Consider the following 17,788-nt stretch of genomic DNA (forward strand, 5'->3'; position numbering starts at 1 on the left):
TTTTCTTCATGTATTGACGGTAGCACTTGTCAAAGGCTCGCGTTTTGCGTAATATTCGCGCCCTATTGTGAATATTTATAGCGCACTCTGAATCATCAAAAAGGTGTGCGCGGAAGCGGAGTTTTTTATGTACGCGGTTTTCCAAAGTGGTGGTAAACAACACCGAGTAAGCGAAGGTCAGACCGTTCGCCTGGAAAAGCTGGACATCGCAACTGGCGAATCTGTTGAGTTCGCTGAAGTTCTGATGATCGCAAACGGTGAAGAAGTCAAAATCGGCGTTCCTTTCGTTGATGGCGGCGTTATCAAAGCTGAAGTCGTTGCTCACGGTCGTGGCGAGAAAGTTAAAATTGTTAAGTTTCGTCGTCGTAAACACTACCGTAAGCAGCAGGGCCATCGTCAGTGGTTCACTGATGTGAAAATCACTGGCATCAGCGCTTAAGTTAAGGGGAGCAGATTAAATGGCACATAAAAAGGCTGGCGGCTCGACTCGTAACGGTCGCGATTCAGAAGCTAAACGTCTGGGCGTAAAACGCTTCGGCGGTGAAACAGTTCTGGCTGGTAGCATCATCGTTCGTCAACGTGGTACTAAATTCCACGCTGGCTCCAACGTTGGTTGCGGCAAAGACCACACTCTGTTTGCTAAAGCAGACGGTAAAGTGAAATTTGAAGTGAAAGGCCCGAAAAACCGTAAATTCATCAGCATCGTTGCTGAATAAGTTTTTCGCGTCCCGGTAACGGATAAAAGCCCCGCAACACGTTGCGGGGCTTTTTACATTCGACGGCCGGTAAATACGCTCGTCGCGCGTGACAACCCGGAAACGAGCCCTTGCAGGGAATACGGCATGAAGCAGCAGGCAGGCATTGGTATTCTGTTAGCACTCACAACGGCAGTATGTTGGGGGGCCTTGCCAATAGCAATGAAGCAAGTGCTGGAGGTGATGGAGCCTCCTACCGTGGTGTTTTACCGTTTTTTAATGGCAAGTATTGGCCTTGGCGCTATTCTTGCGGTTAAAAAAAAGCTCCCTCCATTGCGTATTTTTCGCAAAGCGCGTTGGCTGGTACTGCTGGCTATCGCTACCGGTGGGCTGTTCGGTAACTTCATTCTGTTTAGTTCATCCTTGCAATATTTGAGCCCAACGGCTTCGCAGGTTATCGGTCAACTGTCACCGGTTGGCATGATGATCGCCAGCGTCTTTATCCTGAAGGAGAAGATGCGCGGCACGCAGATTATTGGCGCTATTATGCTTCTGAGCGGATTGGTGTTGTTTTTTAATACCAGTCTGATCGAAATTTTTACCCGGCTGACCGATTACACCTGGGGTGTGATCTTTGGTGTCGGTGCCGCGACGGTTTGGGTGTGTTATGGGGTCGCGCAAAAGGTGTTATTGCGCCGCCTGGCATCACCGCAGATCCTGTTTTTGCTGTACACTTTATGTACGATAGCGTTGTTGCCGCTGGCTAAACCCGGTGTAATAGCGCAACTCAGCGACTGGCAGCTGGCATGCCTCGTGTTCTGCGGCCTGAATACGCTGGTAGGATACGGTGCCCTTGCGGAAGCAATGGCTCGCTGGCAGGCGGCGCAGGTGAGCGCCATAATTACGCTCACGCCGCTGTTTACGTTGTTATTTTCAGATTTATTATCACTGGCCTGGCCCGATTTCTTCGCCAGACCGATGCTAAACCTTTTAGGTTATCTCGGTGCGTTTATCGTGGTTGCGGGCGCGATGTATTCCGCCATTGGTCATCGAATTTGGGGCGGTTTACGTAAGCATGAAACGGTGGTTTCGCAACCCCGCTCAGGCGAATGATTTACGGAGAGTAAAATGAAGTTTGTTGATGAAGCATCGATTCTGGTCGTTGCAGGCGATGGCGGTAACGGTTGTGTCAGCTTCCGCCGCGAAAAATACATCCCAAAAGGCGGTCCGGACGGTGGTGACGGTGGTGATGGCGGTGACGTCTGGCTGGAAGCCGACGAAAACCTGAACACGCTGATCGATTACCGTTTTGAAAAATCATTCCGTGCGGAACGTGGTCAGAATGGCGCGAGCCGTGATTGCACCGGTAAGCGTGGTAAAGATGTCACGATTAAAGTGCCTGTCGGTACGCGTGTTATCGATCAGGGCACGGGCGAAACTATGGGCGACATGACCAAACACGGTCAGCGTCTGATGGTCGCTAAAGGCGGCTGGCACGGTCTGGGTAACACCCGTTTTAAATCGTCGGTCAACCGTACCCCGCGTCAGAAAACGATGGGTACACCTGGCGATAAGCGTGACCTGATGCTGGAGCTGATGCTGCTGGCAGACGTGGGTATGCTGGGTATGCCAAACGCCGGTAAATCGACGTTTATCCGTGCAGTGTCTGCGGCGAAACCGAAAGTGGCGGATTATCCGTTCACCACGCTGGTACCGAGCCTCGGCGTTGTGCGTATGGACAACGAAAAGAGCTTCGTGGTTGCCGACATTCCGGGTCTGATTGAAGGCGCGGCTGAAGGCGCTGGTCTTGGTATCCGCTTCCTGAAGCACCTGGAGCGTTGCCGCGTGTTGCTGCACCTCATTGATATCGATCCGATTGACGGTTCCGATCCGGTAGAAAACGCCCGTATCATTATTGGCGAACTGGAAAAATACAGTCAGGATCTGGCGTCTAAACCACGCTGGTTAGTGTTCAACAAAATTGATTTGATGGACAAAGCTGAAGCGGAAGAAAAAGCGAAAGCCATCGCTGAAGCGCTGGGCTGGGAAGGTAAATATTACCTGATCTCTGCTGCCAGCCAGCTGGGTGTGAAGGATCTTTGCTGGGATGTAATGACCTTTATCATTGAGAACCCAATCGTTCAGGCTGAAGAAGCGAAACAGCCGGAGAAAGTTGAGTTCATGTGGGATGATTATCACCGCCAGCAGCTCGCTGAAGTCGAAGACGAAGCGGAAGATGACTGGGATGATGATTGGGACGAAGACGACGAAGAAGGCGTTGAGTTCATTTACAAGCGTTAATCCCAATAAAAACCCCGGCCATGTTGCCGGGGTTTTTGTTTCCAGGACGCGCTGTAGGCCGGATAAGGCGCGTTTGCGCCGCCATCCGGCAAACATACTCAGTTATTTTGATATATATCTTTGTACAGCCGACTCTCGAAGCGCACCAGTGGAATACGTCGGTTGCGCTGGTCTGCAGGCTCTACCGCATAGCCAGACAGATACTGCACGAACGCCATGCGTTGCCCGCTGGCGGTGGTGATGAACCCCGCGAGGTTGTACACCCCTTGAAGTGAGCCTGTTTTCGCTGAAACCTTACCATCAACACCAGCCTGATGCAGGCCTGCACGGTATTGCAGGGAGCCATCGTGCCCCGCCAGCGGCAGCATAGTGATAAAGTTCAGCTCGTCATCGTGTTGAGCGATATATTGCAGCACCTGCATCATGGTGGCGGGGGCAATCAGGTTATGGCGAGAGAGGCCAGAGCCGTCGGCAATAATCGTGTTGCCAATATCGATGCCCGCCTGCTGACGCAGGATCTGACGTACGGCATCTGAACCTGCCCGCCAGGTGCCCGGTACGTTAAATCGCGCATGGCCAATCATGCGAAAAACGGTGTCGGCAATCATGTTGTCTGATTTTTTCAGCATAATCTTAAGCAGATCATGCAACGGTGCTGATTGTTTGCTGGCGACTACGGTTCCCGGTTCGTTGACCTGCGTCTGGCGCAGCAGAGTACCGCTGTAAGTGATCCCTGCTTGTTTTAGCTCATCTTTGATAATCGCCCCGGCATAGCTGGCTCCGTCCTGAATGGCGAACGCCAGCGGCAGCGGATCGGCTCGTTGGGGCAGGCATCCGGTCAGCGTATAGCGGTTGAGATCGCCGGGAACCACATCCAGTTCACAATATTGCGCTTCCGCAGAACCTCGGGCGAGAGTACGCACCTGGCTGAACATGGTGACCGGGTAATAAGATGCCACGCGAATAAAGGCGAGATCGTTGGGTTTTTGCGCGCTGTAGAGTGAAACAGAGAAACAGTTACGATCGACAATGGCTGCTGCGGGCGGTGCGCTAAAACACTGCGTCATGTCGTTCCAGGGCCAGCCAGGGGCTTTATCATGACTGGCGAAAATAGAGGTGTCGATCAGGACATTTCCGGCAATTTGCGTCACGCCTGATTTTTTCAGGGTTGCCACCATATTGCGGATATCCTGACGTTTTAGCGTCGGATCGGCACCAAATCGCGCCACTAAGTCACCTTTTAATACCCCGCCTTCCACGTTGCCTTTCGTCTCAAGCGTGGTGGTAAAACGAAAGTCCGGCCCGAGCTGAATCAATGCCGCCAGCGCGGTGATCACTTTCTGGGTACTGGCGGGGAGTGCCATCTGCTGGCTATGAAAATCAATAGCAGGAGCAGGAGCGCCAACCTTCTGTACCATAAGGGCGAGGTTGGCCCCGGCAGGGAGTTGATTGATATACTCGTCGACGTTCGCAGCCTGAACGCTGAACGCTATACTGGCAGTCAATCCAATGGTAAATCTGGAAAATCGCATAATCTCGCGCTAACAACCTGGAAACAGGCCGTCATACTACGGCGCAACGCCCCAAAAAGTAAACGATGACCCATAGGGAACTCCAGGGTAAAATGAACATCAAATGGAGAATTGTAGCTGACCTGGGACCTCGTGCCCCGGGTCGGTATTTTTTTGCTTCTGACTCTGGCATGGCGTATGCCAGGGTGGGCTTAGCAGCCGGGGTGAGGACAACCACCCCCTACAGGAATGTTCAAGAGGTATAACAAATGCAAGCTATCCCGATGACCTTACGTGGTGCTGAAAAACTGCGCGAAGAACTGGATTTTCTTAAATCTGTGCGTCGCCCTGAAATTATTGCCGCGATCGCGGAAGCGCGTGAACACGGTGACCTGAAAGAGAACGCGGAGTATCACGCGGCGCGTGAACAGCAGGGATTCTGCGAGGGTCGCATTAAAGATATCGAAGCCAAACTGTCTAACGCGCAGGTTATTGACGTCACTAAAATGCCAAATAACGGCCGCGTTGTGTTCGGTGCGACGGTTACCGTTCTGAATCTTGATAACGATGAAGAGCAGACCTGGCGCATTGTGGGCGATGATGAGGCCGATTTTAAACAAAACCTGATTTCGGTGAACTCACCTATTGCTCGTGGCCTGATTGGTAAAGAGCAGGATGACGTGGTGGTTATCAAAACGCCGGGCGGCGAAGTTGAGTATGAAGTGACGAAGGTCGAATACCTGTAAGAATTTCCCAATACTCAAGATGTTGATGTATTGTAAAGAAAGGAAAAAGGCCGCATAGCGGCCTTTTATCAACGAAGAGAGCGTGGCATTTTGCTCTCCTGCTAGCGGAAATTCCCGCGTTTTACACAAACTTCGTGTTCAACTTTGGGATATTCTTAGCGTGGCAGCGAGATTTTACGTTCTTTAGTCGGGCGATACAGTACCAGCGTTTTGCCGATGACCTGTACATTGCAGGCGCCGGTTTCGCGTACGATAGCTTCCACGATCAAGGTTTTAGTATCGCGATCTTCCGAGGCGATTTTCACCTTGATAAGCTCATGGTGCTCTAACGCTTGTTCAATCTCGGCCAGTACCCCTTCGGTCAAACCATTATTGCCAAGCATAACTACAGGCTTGAGCGGATGTGCCAGACCTTTCAGGTGCTGTTTTTGTTTAGTACTCAGATTCATCGTATATTTTTGCTTACGTTGGGATTGAAAACGGGTCATTCTACCGCCATCTCCCATATATCGCCAAATAGCTGTGTAGATATTTACACCATTGGTTACGATGAACTGCCCGATGGGAAAGTGAAATGACAGGTAAAAAGCGTTCTGCCAGCTCGAGTCGCTGGCTTCAGGAACACTTTAGCGATAAATATGTTCAACAGGCACAGAAAAAGGGGTTACGTTCCCGTGCCTGGTTTAAACTTGATGAAATACAGCAAAGTGACAAAATTTTTAAACCGGGGATGACGATTGTTGACCTCGGCGCTGCACCCGGTGGCTGGTCGCAATATGCGGTTACGCAGATCGGAAACAGCGGCCGCATTATCGCTTGCGATCTTTTACCTATGGATCCAATCGTTGGTGTGGACTTCCTTCAGGGCGACTTTCGTGATGAATTAGTCCTGAAAGCGTTACTTGAGCGTGTAGGTGACAGTAAAGTACAAGTTGTCATGTCTGATATGGCGCCAAATATGTGTGGAACACCGGCGGTGGATATTCCCCGGGCCATGTATCTGGTTGAACTGGCACTTGGAATGGCTCGTGATGTATTAGCGCCAGGTGGTAGTTTTGTAGTGAAGGTGTTCCAGGGCGAAGGCTTCGATGAGTATCTAAGAGAGATTCGCTCCCTGTTTACGAAGGTCAAAGTTCGTAAGCCGGACTCTTCTCGCGCCCGTTCGCGTGAAGTGTACATTGTAGCGACCGGGCGTAAACCATAACCGGTAGATTTCAAACGAAAGTTTGAAAGACACTGGATATAGAGTATCCTGACGCTGTTTTTAACACAGTTGTAATATGAGGTTAATCCCTTGAGTGACATGGCGAAAAACCTAATACTCTGGCTGGTCATTGCCGTTGTGCTGATGTCAGTATTCCAGAGCTTTGGGCCCAGCGAGTCTAATGGCCGTAAGGTTGATTACTCTACCTTCCTGCAAGAGGTCAATCAGGACCAGGTTCGTGAAGCGCGTATCAACGGACGTGAGATTAACGTTACCAAGAAAGATAGTAACCGTTACACGACCTACATTCCGGTTAACGATCCGAAGCTGCTTGATAACCTGCTGACCAAAAACGTCAAGGTTGTTGGTGAGCCGCCTGAAGAGCCGAGCCTGCTGGCTTCTATCTTCATTTCCTGGTTCCCAATGCTGCTGCTGATTGGTGTCTGGATCTTCTTTATGCGTCAAATGCAGGGCGGTGGTGGCAAAGGTGCCATGTCGTTCGGTAAGAGCAAAGCGCGCATGTTGACCGAAGATCAGATCAAAACCACTTTTGCTGATGTCGCGGGTTGTGACGAAGCGAAAGAAGAGGTCGCTGAACTGGTTGAATACCTGCGCGAACCGAGCCGTTTCCAGAAGCTGGGCGGTAAGATCCCGAAAGGCGTCCTGATGGTTGGTCCTCCGGGTACAGGTAAAACCCTGCTGGCAAAAGCCATCGCGGGTGAAGCGAAGGTTCCATTCTTCACAATTTCCGGTTCTGATTTCGTGGAAATGTTCGTTGGTGTGGGCGCATCTCGTGTGCGTGACATGTTCGAACAAGCCAAGAAAGCGGCACCGTGTATCATCTTCATCGATGAAATCGACGCCGTAGGTCGCCAGCGTGGCGCTGGTCTGGGTGGCGGTCACGATGAACGTGAACAGACGCTGAACCAGATGCTGGTTGAGATGGACGGCTTCGAAGGTAACGAAGGTATTATCGTTATCGCGGCAACTAACCGTCCGGATGTTCTTGACCCTGCGCTGCTGCGCCCAGGCCGTTTTGACCGTCAGGTTGTGGTGGGGCTGCCAGACGTTCGCGGTCGTGAACAGATTCTGAAAGTGCATATGCGTCGCGTACCGCTGTCTCCGGATATCGATGCGGCAATCATTGCTCGTGGTACGCCTGGTTTCTCCGGTGCGGATCTTGCGAACCTGGTGAACGAAGCGGCACTGTTTGCAGCGCGTGGTAACAAGCGTGTTGTATCGATGGTTGAGTTCGAGAAAGCGAAAGACAAAATCATGATGGGTGCGGAACGTCGCTCCATGGTGATGACGGAAGCGCAGAAAGAATCTACCGCGTATCACGAAGCTGGCCATGCAATCATCGGTCGCCTGGTGCCGGAGCACGATCCGGTGCACAAAGTGACGATTATTCCGCGCGGTCGTGCGCTGGGTGTCACCTTCTTCCTGCCTGAAGGCGACGCAATTAGCGCCAGCCGTCAGAAACTGGAAAGTCAGATCTCCACGCTGTACGGCGGTCGCCTGGCGGAAGAGATCATCTACGGTGCTGAACATGTTTCTACCGGTGCGTCCAACGACATTAAAGTCGCGACGAATCTGGCGCGTAACATGGTCACTCAGTGGGGCTTCTCTGACAAACTGGGGCCGTTGCTGTACGCGGAAGAAGAAGGCGAAGTGTTCCTCGGTCGTTCTGTTGCGAAAGCAAAACATATGTCCGATGAAACCGCGCGTATTATCGATCAGGAAGTGAAATCACTGATTGAGCGCAACTATGACCGTGCTCGCCGTCTGCTGAACGATAACCTGGACATTCTGCACTCGATGAAAGATGCGCTCATGAAATATGAGACCATCGATGCACCGCAGATTGATGATCTGATGGCTCGCCGCGATGTGCGCCCGCCAGCGGGTTGGGAAGAGTCTGGTTCATCTAACAACTCTGGCAACAATGGCACCCCGAGTGCACCGCGTCCGGCTGAAGAGCCGCGTACGCCGAACCCGGGCAACATGTCAGAGCAGTTAGGCGACAAATAAGTTATCGTCATCTGATGACCATGTTTTAATTGAAAACCCTGGGGCTTGCTCCGGGGTTTTTTTATTTATCAACTTATACCCAATGAATTTCGAATTGCATCAAGGCGGCGACGCAGGGAATCCCCTGGAGCGTACATCAGTACGTGACTGGGGTGAGCGAGGAAAGCTAATGCAGATGCAATTCGAAATTCATTGGGTATATACCAGGGATAACACTATGAAACTCTTTGCTCAGGGATCTTCGCTGGATCTCAGCCATCCCCACGTCATGGGGATTTTAAACGTCACACCAGACTCTTTTTCTGATGGCGGGGCGCACAACTCTCTGGTTGAGGCGGTAAAACACGCAAATCTGATGATTAACGCAGGGGCGACTATCATTGATGTGGGTGGTGAGTCTACGCGACCGGGAGCGGCGGATGTTAGCGTGGAAGAAGAACTGCAGCGAGTGATCCCGGTGGTGGAGGCAATTGCTCAACGTTTTGAAGTGTGGATTTCGGTAGATACCTCAAAACCAGAGGTCATTCGTGAGTGCGCCAGAGTGGGCGCACATATCATTAATGACATTCGCTCACTCTCGGAGCCGGGCGCGCTGGAAGCTGCGGCAGAAACTGGATTGCCGGTTTGCCTGATGCATATGCAGGGGCAGCCGAAAACTATGCAGGAAGCACCGAAGTATGAGGATGTATTTGCTGAGGTAAATCGTTACTTTGTTGAGCAAATAGCACGTTGTGAACGGGCCGGAATCACAAAAGATAAATTGCTACTCGACCCAGGATTCGGATTCGGTAAAAATCTTACTCACAACTACACATTGCTGGCACGTCTGGCGGAATTTCATCATTTTAATCTGCCGCTGCTGGTAGGGATGTCACGAAAATCAATGGTTGGCCAATTGCTCAATGTGGGTCCATCTGAGCGTTTGAGCGGCAGCCTTGCATGCGCGGTCATTGCCGCAATGCAGGGAGCGCAGATTATTCGTGTCCATGACGTCAAAGAAACCGTAGAAGCGATGCGTGTGGTGGAAGCCACATTGTCTGCAAAGGAAAACAAACGCTATGAGTAATCGTAAATATTTTGGCACCGATGGGATTCGTGGTCGTGTAGGCGACGCTCCAATCACTCCTGACTTTGTGCTCAAGCTGGGCTGGGCGGCAGGAAAAGTGCTGGCACGTCATGGTTCACGCAAAATCATTATCGGTAAAGATACGCGTATTTCCGGCTATATGCTGGAGTCCGCGCTGGAAGCGGGCCTGGCTGCCGCGGGGTTGTCAGCTTCTTTCACCGGCCCCATGCCAACACCTGCCGTTGCTTATCTGACGCGTGCTTTCCGTGCTGAAGCCGGGATTGTTATCTCCGCTTCTCACAACCCATTTTATGACAACGGGATTAAATTCTTCTCCATCGACGGGACCAAACTGCCGGATGCAGTTGAAGAAGCAATTGAAGCGGAGATGGAAAAAGCAATCACCTGCGTGGATTCGGCCGAACTGGGTAAAGCCAGTCGTATTGTCGATGCTGCCGGTCGTTATATTGAGTTCTGCAAAGGCACATTCCCGAATGAACTGAGCCTGAACGAGCTTAAAATTGTGGTGGACTGCGCTAACGGTGCAACGTACCACATTGCGCCAAATGTACTGCGCGAGCTGGGTGCTAACGTCATTGCGATTGGCTGTGAACCGAACGGCGTGAACATCAATGAAGAAGTCGGCGCGACCGATGTTCGTGCGCTGCAGGCGCGCGTAATCGCGGAAAAAGCCGATCTGGGTATTGCGCTGGACGGCGATGGCGACCGCATCATTATGGTTGACCATGAAGGTAATAAGGTCGATGGCGATCAGATCATGTACATCATCGCCCGTGAAGCTCTGCGTCAGGGACAGCTGCGTGGTGGTGCGGTAGGTACACTGATGAGCAACATGGGCCTCGAGCTGGCGCTGAAACAGCTGGGTATTCCGTTTGCCCGTGCGAAAGTTGGCGACCGCTATGTGCTGGAAAAAATGCAGGAAAAAGGCTGGCGTATCGGTGCCGAAAACTCTGGTCATGTGATCCTGCTGGACAAAACCACTACCGGTGACGGCATCGTGGCGGGCCTGCAGGTGCTTGCGGCGATGGTGCGCAACCATATGAGTTTGCACGACCTGTGCAGCGGTATGAAAATGTTCCCACAGCTGCTGGTTAACGTACGTTACACCGCAGGTAGCGGCGATCCGCTGGAACATGAAAGCGTGAAAGCGGTGATGGCAGAGGTTGAAGCGGCACTGGGTAACCGTGGACGCGTACTGTTGCGTAAGTCGGGCACTGAGCCATTAATCCGTGTGATGGTTGAAGGTGAAGACGAAGCACAGGTTACGGAGTTTGCGCACCGCATTGCGGATGCAGTGAAAGCCGTTTAACCCTTTCCGTAAAGTGTAAGAGCCGGAGTCTGAGAGACTCCGGCTTTTTTTTACTGTACTGCCAGCGGCTGTTTACGTCGGCGCTGCCAGAAGTAGCCACCGACCATCAATAGCACGAGGACGCTCAGCCACGGGAGAACCGCCAACAAGTGCCCGGATCGGGCGAATGTCAGCGCAATCATCAGCAGCCATCCTCCCAGCATCGGAATTGCGGTGCGTTTAACGATATCCACCGGTGATACACCTGCGATCCCGGCGATGGCGATAATCACGCCGGCAATAGGCGACAATGTCCGTCCAATGCCCGCTGAGATCTGAATCGGTAGCATCATAACCGCCACGTCGCTGCCGATATGGCGGCTGATATCCGGCACCATCGGGGCGAAGGAGAAAAATGCTGCATTTCCGGAGCCCATCAACGCTGAAATCGCAAAGGTGATTAGCGTCATCAGCAAGATTATGGAAGCTGCGCTGAGGCCAAATTCTCCTGAGAGTGACAGCAGCGCATCAACCGCACCAATCGCTTTCAGACCGGCGGAGAAGACTTCACCGGCGATAATCAGCGTGACTACCGTGGCAAACACACTGCCCATGCTGTCGAAGACTTTTTGTACGCCAGCCATCACGTCGCGAGCTTTACGATGGCGGCAATATTCGCAAATCAGGGTAATGGCCAGGCTTATCAGTACGGCGGTATCGAGCGTAATTTTGAGTGAGCTGAATACTAAATCACTGCACACCAGCATCAACACCAGCGGTAACATCGGCAGGAATAGCCAGGCAACCGGCGCTTCAGCTTCTTCGGTTGAGGTTAATGTCTGCATTTGCTGCGCGGTATTGTCATCGCTCTCCCGGCGATCGAAAAAGCGTTGTACAACAATATGCAGCAGGGCGATGAACAGAATAACGGGGACAACGATCGGTAACTGATCCTGAACAAAATAGTTAACTCCCTCGATACCCGCCGTTTTAGCGGCGAGAACTGAGTTCCCGGAACCCGGGCCAAATTCAACGGCACAGGTACTGGCGATAACTGCAGCAACGGCGGCGCGGCTGCAGCCAAGACGGGTCAGCAGGGGGTAAAGCGTTGCCATCAATAGCAGACCCAGTCCGGTGGCGCTACTGATAAATAGCGACAGAAATTGGCCCAGCAGCAAGGCCAGCCCTAGCAGCAGGTAAGGGGAGTTCAGACGTTGCAAGGGGCGGGATGTGACGCGCACCAGCACCTGACTTGCGCCAATGGCCGACATATAGGTGGCAAAGCCACCTATCAGCATGATTTGTAGCCCGAGACCGCCGAGACGCACGCTCAGGGTGTCGCGAATAAACTCAAAGGCGTCAAAGGGGCCAAATCCGGTGCTCTTTTTTACCAGACTACTGAGCGTGGTCATCCCGCTAAAATGCGCGACAAGCAGTAGTACGATCCCGGTTAAGAGCAACACCGACTGAGGGTGGTACTTTTTCAGGATCAGACGTCCGGCAAAAATGATGGCGAGTAGCGCCAGTAATAATGACATTCTCGCCCCCTTACTCGAAGTTGCCGGTAACCAGACACTCACCATCACGCAGTAGCGGCTTTCCAGCGGCAAACAGGTGGGCCAGTGAGAGGTCGTCATTGAGCACGCAAATATCAGCACGTTCTCCTGCGCAAAGTACGCCGCCAGAAATACCCAGTGAGCGTGCGACGTTCGCCGTCAACATCGCGATCGCCTGAGACACTGGAATACCGACATCAATCAGACGAGGCAGCAGGTTGAGGTTGCCAGCTACCGGCGCGGCGCTTAACCCTTCTACGATGCCTTGCGCATTAAAGCGCGGCACGCTGCCATTGCCATCAGAGCTAATGGTGATGCGATCGGCCGGAACCTGTGATTCCAGCGCGTGGAGAATCGCTTGCTCCTGGGGCATAAATCGACTGCCGCCAGACGTCACGTCGATATGGCCACCGCGATGTGCGAAAGCGATAGCCTGTTCGAACAATGCTTCTGTCCTCGCGACATGCGTCGGTGAAATGTGATGAATTGGAATACCGGCATCACACAGTTCCATCAGCTGTGACATCCCTTCCGGCAGATTGCCCAGGTGTACGTGCAGCAACCCTTTTTTTCCGGCCAGCAGTGAAGCCACGCGGATATCACTGACTATCCTCAATAATTCCTGGAAAGAGGGGTAAGAGCCACGGTGGTCGGCGAGGGCGATTTTGACACCCAGGATTGCCGGGATAAATGCCATATCATCGCGAATGGATCGTGTAATTGTCGGGCTGGGTACCGCGTAGGCTCCGGTATGCATATACGCACGCAGGCCTTCCAGATTGAGGGACTGCATTTTGGCGTAAAGATCTTTCGGGGAGCGGGATATCGCATCAGTACCCAGCACGCCGACGACCGTCGTAATACCGGCCTGAATCAGATCGCGCAGCTTGACGGCTGGCGTCCGGCTGGCAAAGCCGGCTTCACCGCCGCCGCCGGTAAGATGAACATGCTGATCGATAATTCCGGGAATTACCCACTTACCGCGGCAATCGATGACCTCTTTGACACCATCAAAGAGTGCAATATCTTTTTCAACAGCCACAATGCGATCGGCATGTATGAGCAGGGAACAGAGGCCTAAATCCTCCGGAGAAAAAACGCGGGCATTGGTCAGTAAAGTAAACATATCGGTCCTGTCAAACGTCGAGGGTGAGAGTCGGCAGGTGAAACAGAATATTGTTGTTATGATGCCCACATTAAAGCCATTACTATAACTGTGACTATTGCCGATTTGTCATCGGTGGATACGGTTATGGCATGATGGGGAATGAGACGTGGATTCGAAGTGGTTAGAAGATTTTCTGGCGTTGAGCCAGTATGGGAATTACTCCCAGGCAGCGATACAGCGGCATATCACCCAACCCGCGCTAAGCCGACGTATAAAGGCTCTGGAGGAGATGTTGGGGGTCCCGCTGTTTGACCGCACCACGACGCCCGTTACACTAACCTGTTATGGCGAACGCTTTGAACCTTATGCCAGGCACGTCCTCAGCACGTTAACAGAGGCGCGCCACGAGCTGTCGGCGATGATGCCAGCAACGGACAATACGCTGGTAATGGTTAGCCTGCATACGCTGTCGGTGAATATCTTGCCGGATATGATCAACTATTTGCGCCAAAGTGAACCGCAATTAAACTTCACGGTAAATGCCAGCATCCAGGGGATTGATAATCACTTTAATGCCCTGATAAACCGGCAAATTGATATGCTGGTGACGTACGATTTACCCTCTTCACAACCGGGGCTGGAGATTGCCGGAGGGCTGAAACGTTCTTTATGGCGATATGAGCGTTTTATCCCGGTGGTTTCTGCGCAACTCGCGGACAAACTGGATGATCCGCATACCGCGATCCCCTGGCTATGCTACAGCGACTATACCTTTGTCAGACGTATTATTGATCCGGCAGAACAACGAGTGCGCCCACGGTTGAAAAAAGTGTTTGAGACTGGGCTAAGCGAAACAATACGAGAAATGGTACTGCGCCATATGGGAATGGCATGGTTACCTGAATCAATGGTGGCTGAGGAGCTGGTGAATCAGGAGATCATTCAGTGTTGGCCAGAAAATTCGGATCTGGTTTGTGAGATCCCAATTGTTGTTTGGGCAAACCTTGACGATCAGCGGTCAGTAATGCAGCGATGCTGGGATAAGTTGCTGCGTTTTTGATTGATGTGGCGATTTTTTCCGCACTTGATACAATGCTAACAAATTGCCCTTGCGAAGGTTATTCGCTTTGGTTAGTATTCACACCCGCTTCAGTGGGAAACAGTAAATATTCCCGCTTTAATGGTCGAAGCATTGTACGCGGCAACTCCGCAAGGAACAGGTTGATTATGCACGAAGCTCTTTTAGTAGTTTTCCTTATTGTGGCAATTGGCCTGGTAGGCTTGATCATGCTGCAGCAAGGCAAAGGCGCTGATATGGGAGCCTCTTTTGGCGCAGGCGCTTCTGGTACACTGTTTGGTTCAAGTGGTTCTGGCAACTTCATGACCCGTATGACAGCTGTGTTAGGAACTCTGTTCTTCATTATCAGTCTGGTGCTGGGTAACATGAACAGCAATAAGACCAATAAAGGGAGTGAGTGGGAAAATCTGAGCGCACCGGCGAAAACCGAGCAAACTCAGCCAGCTGCTCCGGCTCAGCCGACCAGCGATATCCCGCACTAAGTATTCTGTACCGAGGTGGTGGAATTGGTAGACACGCTACCTTGAGGTGGTAGTGCCCTAACGGGCTTGTGGGTTCGAGTCCCATCCTCGGTACCAAATTCCGAAAAAAGACGCTGAAAAGCGTCTTTTTTTTCGTCTGTCATTTGTGGCTGTAGGCCTGATAAGCGTAGCGCCATCAGGCGTTGTAATAATGTCGGATGGCGGCGTAAACGCCTTATCAGGCCTACATCTCTCATATTCCGCGTATAAAAAAGGCCGCTTTCGCGGCCTTAAGACGATGAATGATTATTTCGCCTTGTTTTCCAGATTCTCAACCTGCGGCAGGCCGGTTGCGGAAGAGGCGGTGAGCAGGCCAGACTGCGCGTAGCCAAACAGCTTCTCGCGGGTATCGGTGATATCCAGATTACGCATAGTCAACTGACCGATACGATCGTCTGGCGAGAATACCGAATCACCTTTCTCCATGGTCAGACGTTCTGGCTTGTAGGTCAGGTTGTCAGACACGGTGTTGAGGATTGAATAGTCGTTACCGCGACGCAGTTCCAGCGTGACTTCACCGGTGATCTGGCTGGCAACCCAACGCTGCAGACCATCACGCAGCATCAGCGCCTGAGAGTCGAACCAGCGGCCCTGATACAGCAGACGACCCAACTGGCGACCATGTGCGTGATACTGCTCAATGGTGTCTTCGTTGTGAATACCGGTCAGCAGACGCTCGTAGGCGATGTGCAGCAGTGCCATCCCCGGGGCTTCATAGATACCGCGGCTTTTTGCTTCAATGATACGGTTTTCAATCTGGTCGCTCATACCCAGACCATGACGGCCGCCGATACGGTTGGCTTCCAGCATCATCTCAACGTCGTCGCTGAAGGTCTTACCGTTCAGGGCAACCGGATGGCCTTGTTCAAAACGCACGGTCACTTCTTCTGCCGGGATCTTCACGCTCTCATCCCAGAACTTCACGCCCATAATCGGGTTGACGATTTTGACGCTGGAGTTCAGGAACTCGAGGTCTTTAGCTTCGTGGGTCGCGCCGAGCATATTGGAGTCGGTGGAATACGCTTTTTCGACAGACATCTTGTAGTCGAAACCACAGGCAATCATAAATTCGGACATCTCATGGCGACCGCCGAGTTCGTCGATGAAGTCGGTATCCAGCCATGGTTTGTAAATCTGCAGTTCGGCGTTGGTCAGCAGGCCGTAACGATAGAAACGTTCAATATCGTTCCCTTTATAGGTGCTACCGTCACCCCAGATATTTACGCCATCTTCTTTCATGGCAGCAACCAGCATGGTGCCGGTGACTGCACGACCCAGCGGGGTGGTATTGAAATAGGTCAGTCCGCCGGTGGTGTTGTGGAATGCACCGCACTGAATGGCAGCGATCCCTTCGGCAACCAGCTGCTTACGGCAATCTACCAGGCGAGCATTCTCAGCACCATATTCCATTGCACGGCGAGGGATGGCGTCATAGTCATCCTCATCCGGCTGGCCCAAATTCGCAGTATATGCATATGGGACAGCCCCTTTTTGTCGCATCCACAGCAGTGCTGCACTGGTGTCCAGGCCGCCGGAAAAAGCGATACCAATACGTTGACCTACCGGGAGATGCTTGAGAATCGTCGTCATAAAATAAAACCCTGCTTGATAGACTGGTGAAGAGGTCGGCTTATTATACTAATTGCATTTTTATGCAAAATAAATGAGTTTTCATTTAATCATCTTTTCTGGGTGACAGGAAGAGTTTAGTGATAATTTCGTTAAATAACGGCGTGGATGGCATATTTATCTTGCTGAACATCCACGGGCCAGCATTCATTGATTTGCATAGTCGTAACAAGGTTGACATAACGCATAGTGAATCAATATACTGTGCGCAGATTTTACGTCCCGTCCTCGGTACCAAATCCCAGCAGTATTTGCATTTTTTACCCAAAACGCGTAAAATTTGCCACGTTTCAGGCGCGGGGTGGAGCAGCCTGGTAGCTCGTCGGGCTCATAACCCGAAGGTCGTCGGTTCAAATCCGGCCCCCGCAACCACTTTCCCTTAGAGTTCTTTTTCAAATATACTGTGAAGACTTAGGCCTTCGTAGCTGGATTTGAAAAAAATTCTTTCGGAAGGTTTTCCGAACCGCAGGTGCGGTTATAGGGTTCAGTTATCTAAAGCCCCGATTTATCGGGGTTTTTTGTTATCTGACTACAGAATAACTGGGCTTTAGGCCCTTTTTTTATGTCTTGGGGGTGGGCTTGTCCACATTAGAGCAAAAATTAACAGAGATGATTACAGCGCCGGTTGAAGCCCTGGGCTACGAACTGGTCGGCATCGAATTTATTCGCGGTCGCACATCCACACTGCGCATCTATATTGATAGTGAAGATGGCATCAATGTTGATGATTGTGCTGATGTGAGCCATCAGGTAAGCGCCGTGATGGATGTCGAAGACCCAATCACCGTTGCCTATAACCTGGAAGTCTCCTCTCCGGGTCTCGACCGTCCTCTGTTCACAGCTGAACACTACGTGCGTTTCCTGGGTGAAGAAGTCACGCTGGTTCTTCGTATGGCGGTACAAAACCGTCGTAAATGGCAGGGCGTTATCAAAGCGGTGGACGGTGAGATGATCACGGTCACAGTCGAAGGCAAAGATGAAGTGTTCGCGCTGAGTAATATCCAGAAGGCGAACCTGGTTCCCCACTTTTAAC

General features: G+C 51.8%; 17 protein-coding genes and 2 tRNA genes. 14 read left to right on the forward strand and 5 right to left on the reverse strand.

Features of this window, described 5'->3' with window-relative positions:
- Window positions 1–127: 127 nt before the first annotated feature.
- From rplU to cgtA, 4 genes are all read left to right on the forward strand, one after another.
- The gene (gene rplU / locus G8S19_RS02515; protein WP_003025032.1) at window positions 128–439 is read left to right on the forward strand and encodes a 50S ribosomal protein L21; all 312 of its coding nucleotides are present in this window, start codon (window positions 128–130) and stop codon (window positions 437–439) included.
- A 19-nt stretch (window positions 440–458) separates the two neighbouring features.
- Window positions 459–716 (forward strand): 50S ribosomal protein L27, encoded by a 258-nt coding sequence (gene rpmA / locus G8S19_RS02520; protein ID WP_003025030.1) that lies wholly within the window; start codon window positions 459–461, stop codon window positions 714–716.
- Between the two features lie 126 nt (window positions 717–842).
- Entirely contained in the window at window positions 843–1,808 is a 966-nt protein-coding gene (locus G8S19_RS02525; RefSeq protein WP_048213413.1) for a DMT family transporter, read from the forward strand.
- 15 nt (window positions 1,809–1,823) lie between these two features.
- Window positions 1,824–2,996, forward strand: coding sequence for an Obg family GTPase CgtA (cgtA, locus tag G8S19_RS02530; protein WP_003828732.1), 1,173 nt, complete (start codon window positions 1,824–1,826; stop codon window positions 2,994–2,996).
- A gap of 98 nt (window positions 2,997–3,094) precedes the next feature.
- Here cgtA and dacB read toward each other — a convergent pair whose 3' ends face one another.
- Window positions 3,095–4,528 (reverse strand): serine-type D-Ala-D-Ala carboxypeptidase, encoded by a 1,434-nt coding sequence (gene dacB, locus G8S19_RS02535; protein WP_253686022.1) that lies wholly within the window; start codon window positions 4,526–4,528, stop codon window positions 3,095–3,097.
- A 248-nt stretch (window positions 4,529–4,776) separates the two neighbouring features.
- Between dacB and greA the strand changes: the two genes are divergently transcribed.
- A complete protein-coding gene (greA, locus tag G8S19_RS02540) occupies window positions 4,777–5,253 on the forward strand; it encodes a transcription elongation factor GreA (protein WP_003025019.1) in 477 nt (158 codons plus the stop codon).
- A 155-nt stretch (window positions 5,254–5,408) separates the two neighbouring features.
- On the opposite strand, the gene yhbY is transcribed toward greA, so the two are convergent.
- Window positions 5,409–5,702 carry a ribosome assembly RNA-binding protein YhbY gene (gene yhbY / locus G8S19_RS02545; RefSeq protein WP_003025016.1) on the reverse strand — a complete coding sequence of 98 codons (294 nt, stop codon included), beginning with the start codon at window positions 5,700–5,702 and terminating at the stop codon, window positions 5,409–5,411.
- Window positions 5,703–5,827: 125 nt separating this feature from the next.
- On the opposite strand from yhbY, the gene rlmE reads away from it, so the two are divergent.
- The 4 genes from rlmE (at window position 5,828) to glmM (ending at window position 10,884) form a co-directional block, all read left to right on the forward strand.
- On the forward strand, window positions 5,828–6,457 hold the full coding sequence (rlmE, locus tag G8S19_RS02550) for a 23S rRNA (uridine(2552)-2'-O)-methyltransferase RlmE (protein ID WP_004106110.1): 630 nt from the start codon (window positions 5,828–5,830) through the stop codon (window positions 6,455–6,457).
- A 99-nt stretch (window positions 6,458–6,556) separates the two neighbouring features.
- Entirely contained in the window at window positions 6,557–8,488 is a 1,932-nt protein-coding gene (ftsH, locus tag G8S19_RS02555; protein WP_048213411.1) for an ATP-dependent zinc metalloprotease FtsH, read from the forward strand.
- A gap of 217 nt (window positions 8,489–8,705) precedes the next feature.
- Window positions 8,706–9,554 carry a dihydropteroate synthase gene (gene folP, locus G8S19_RS02560; protein ID WP_048213410.1) on the forward strand — a complete coding sequence of 283 codons (849 nt, stop codon included), beginning with the start codon at window positions 8,706–8,708 and terminating at the stop codon, window positions 9,552–9,554.
- Window positions 9,547–10,884: a phosphoglucosamine mutase gene (gene glmM / locus G8S19_RS02565; protein WP_124022166.1), complete on the forward strand. Its 1,338-nt coding sequence runs from the start codon at window positions 9,547–9,549 to the stop codon at window positions 10,882–10,884. The genes folP and glmM overlap by 8 nt, the downstream gene beginning before the upstream one ends.
- Window positions 10,885–10,934: 50 nt before the next feature.
- Here the strand turns inward: glmM and dcuC are convergent, their stop codons facing one another.
- Together dcuC and iadA are read right to left on the reverse strand one after the other, a co-directional pair.
- Complete coding sequence (gene dcuC, locus G8S19_RS02570) at window positions 10,935–12,401, reverse strand: C4-dicarboxylate transporter DcuC (RefSeq protein ID WP_253686024.1); 1,467 nt, start codon at window positions 12,399–12,401, stop codon at window positions 10,935–10,937.
- 10 nt (window positions 12,402–12,411) lie between these two features.
- Entirely contained in the window at window positions 12,412–13,545 is a 1,134-nt protein-coding gene (gene iadA, locus G8S19_RS02575) for a beta-aspartyl-peptidase (protein ID WP_101741909.1), read from the reverse strand.
- A gap of 148 nt (window positions 13,546–13,693) precedes the next feature.
- Here iadA and G8S19_RS02580 point away from each other — a divergent pair, with 148 nt between their 5' ends.
- From G8S19_RS02580 to G8S19_RS02590, 3 genes are all read left to right on the forward strand, one after another.
- Window positions 13,694–14,587, forward strand: a complete 894-nt coding sequence (locus G8S19_RS02580; RefSeq protein WP_061068684.1) for a LysR family transcriptional regulator — start codon at window positions 13,694–13,696, stop codon at window positions 14,585–14,587.
- A gap of 167 nt (window positions 14,588–14,754) precedes the next feature.
- Window positions 14,755–15,087 carry a preprotein translocase subunit SecG gene (gene secG / locus G8S19_RS02585; RefSeq protein WP_006687886.1) on the forward strand — a complete coding sequence of 111 codons (333 nt, stop codon included), beginning with the start codon at window positions 14,755–14,757 and terminating at the stop codon, window positions 15,085–15,087.
- Between the two features lie 9 nt (window positions 15,088–15,096).
- Window positions 15,097–15,183 (forward strand) — tRNA-Leu (locus G8S19_RS02590).
- Window positions 15,184–15,372: 189 nt separating this feature from the next.
- Here G8S19_RS02590 and argG read toward each other — a convergent pair.
- A complete protein-coding gene (gene argG, locus G8S19_RS02595; protein ID WP_005131837.1) occupies window positions 15,373–16,716 on the reverse strand; it encodes an argininosuccinate synthase in 1,344 nt (447 codons plus the stop codon).
- A 334-nt stretch (window positions 16,717–17,050) separates the two neighbouring features.
- Between argG and G8S19_RS02600 the strand changes: the two genes are divergently transcribed.
- Both G8S19_RS02600 and rimP read left to right on the forward strand, forming a co-directional pair.
- Window positions 17,051–17,127, forward strand: a tRNA-Met gene (locus G8S19_RS02600).
- A 207-nt stretch (window positions 17,128–17,334) separates the two neighbouring features.
- Window positions 17,335–17,787 (forward strand): ribosome maturation factor RimP, encoded by a 453-nt coding sequence (gene rimP / locus G8S19_RS02605; protein ID WP_003024996.1) that lies wholly within the window; start codon window positions 17,335–17,337, stop codon window positions 17,785–17,787.
- The last annotated feature ends 1 nt before the right edge of the window (window position 17,788 follow it).

The sequence above is a fragment of the Citrobacter sp. SX206 genome, assembly GCF_024181025.1.
Lineage (GTDB): Bacteria > Pseudomonadota > Gammaproteobacteria > Enterobacterales > Enterobacteriaceae > Citrobacter > Citrobacter youngae.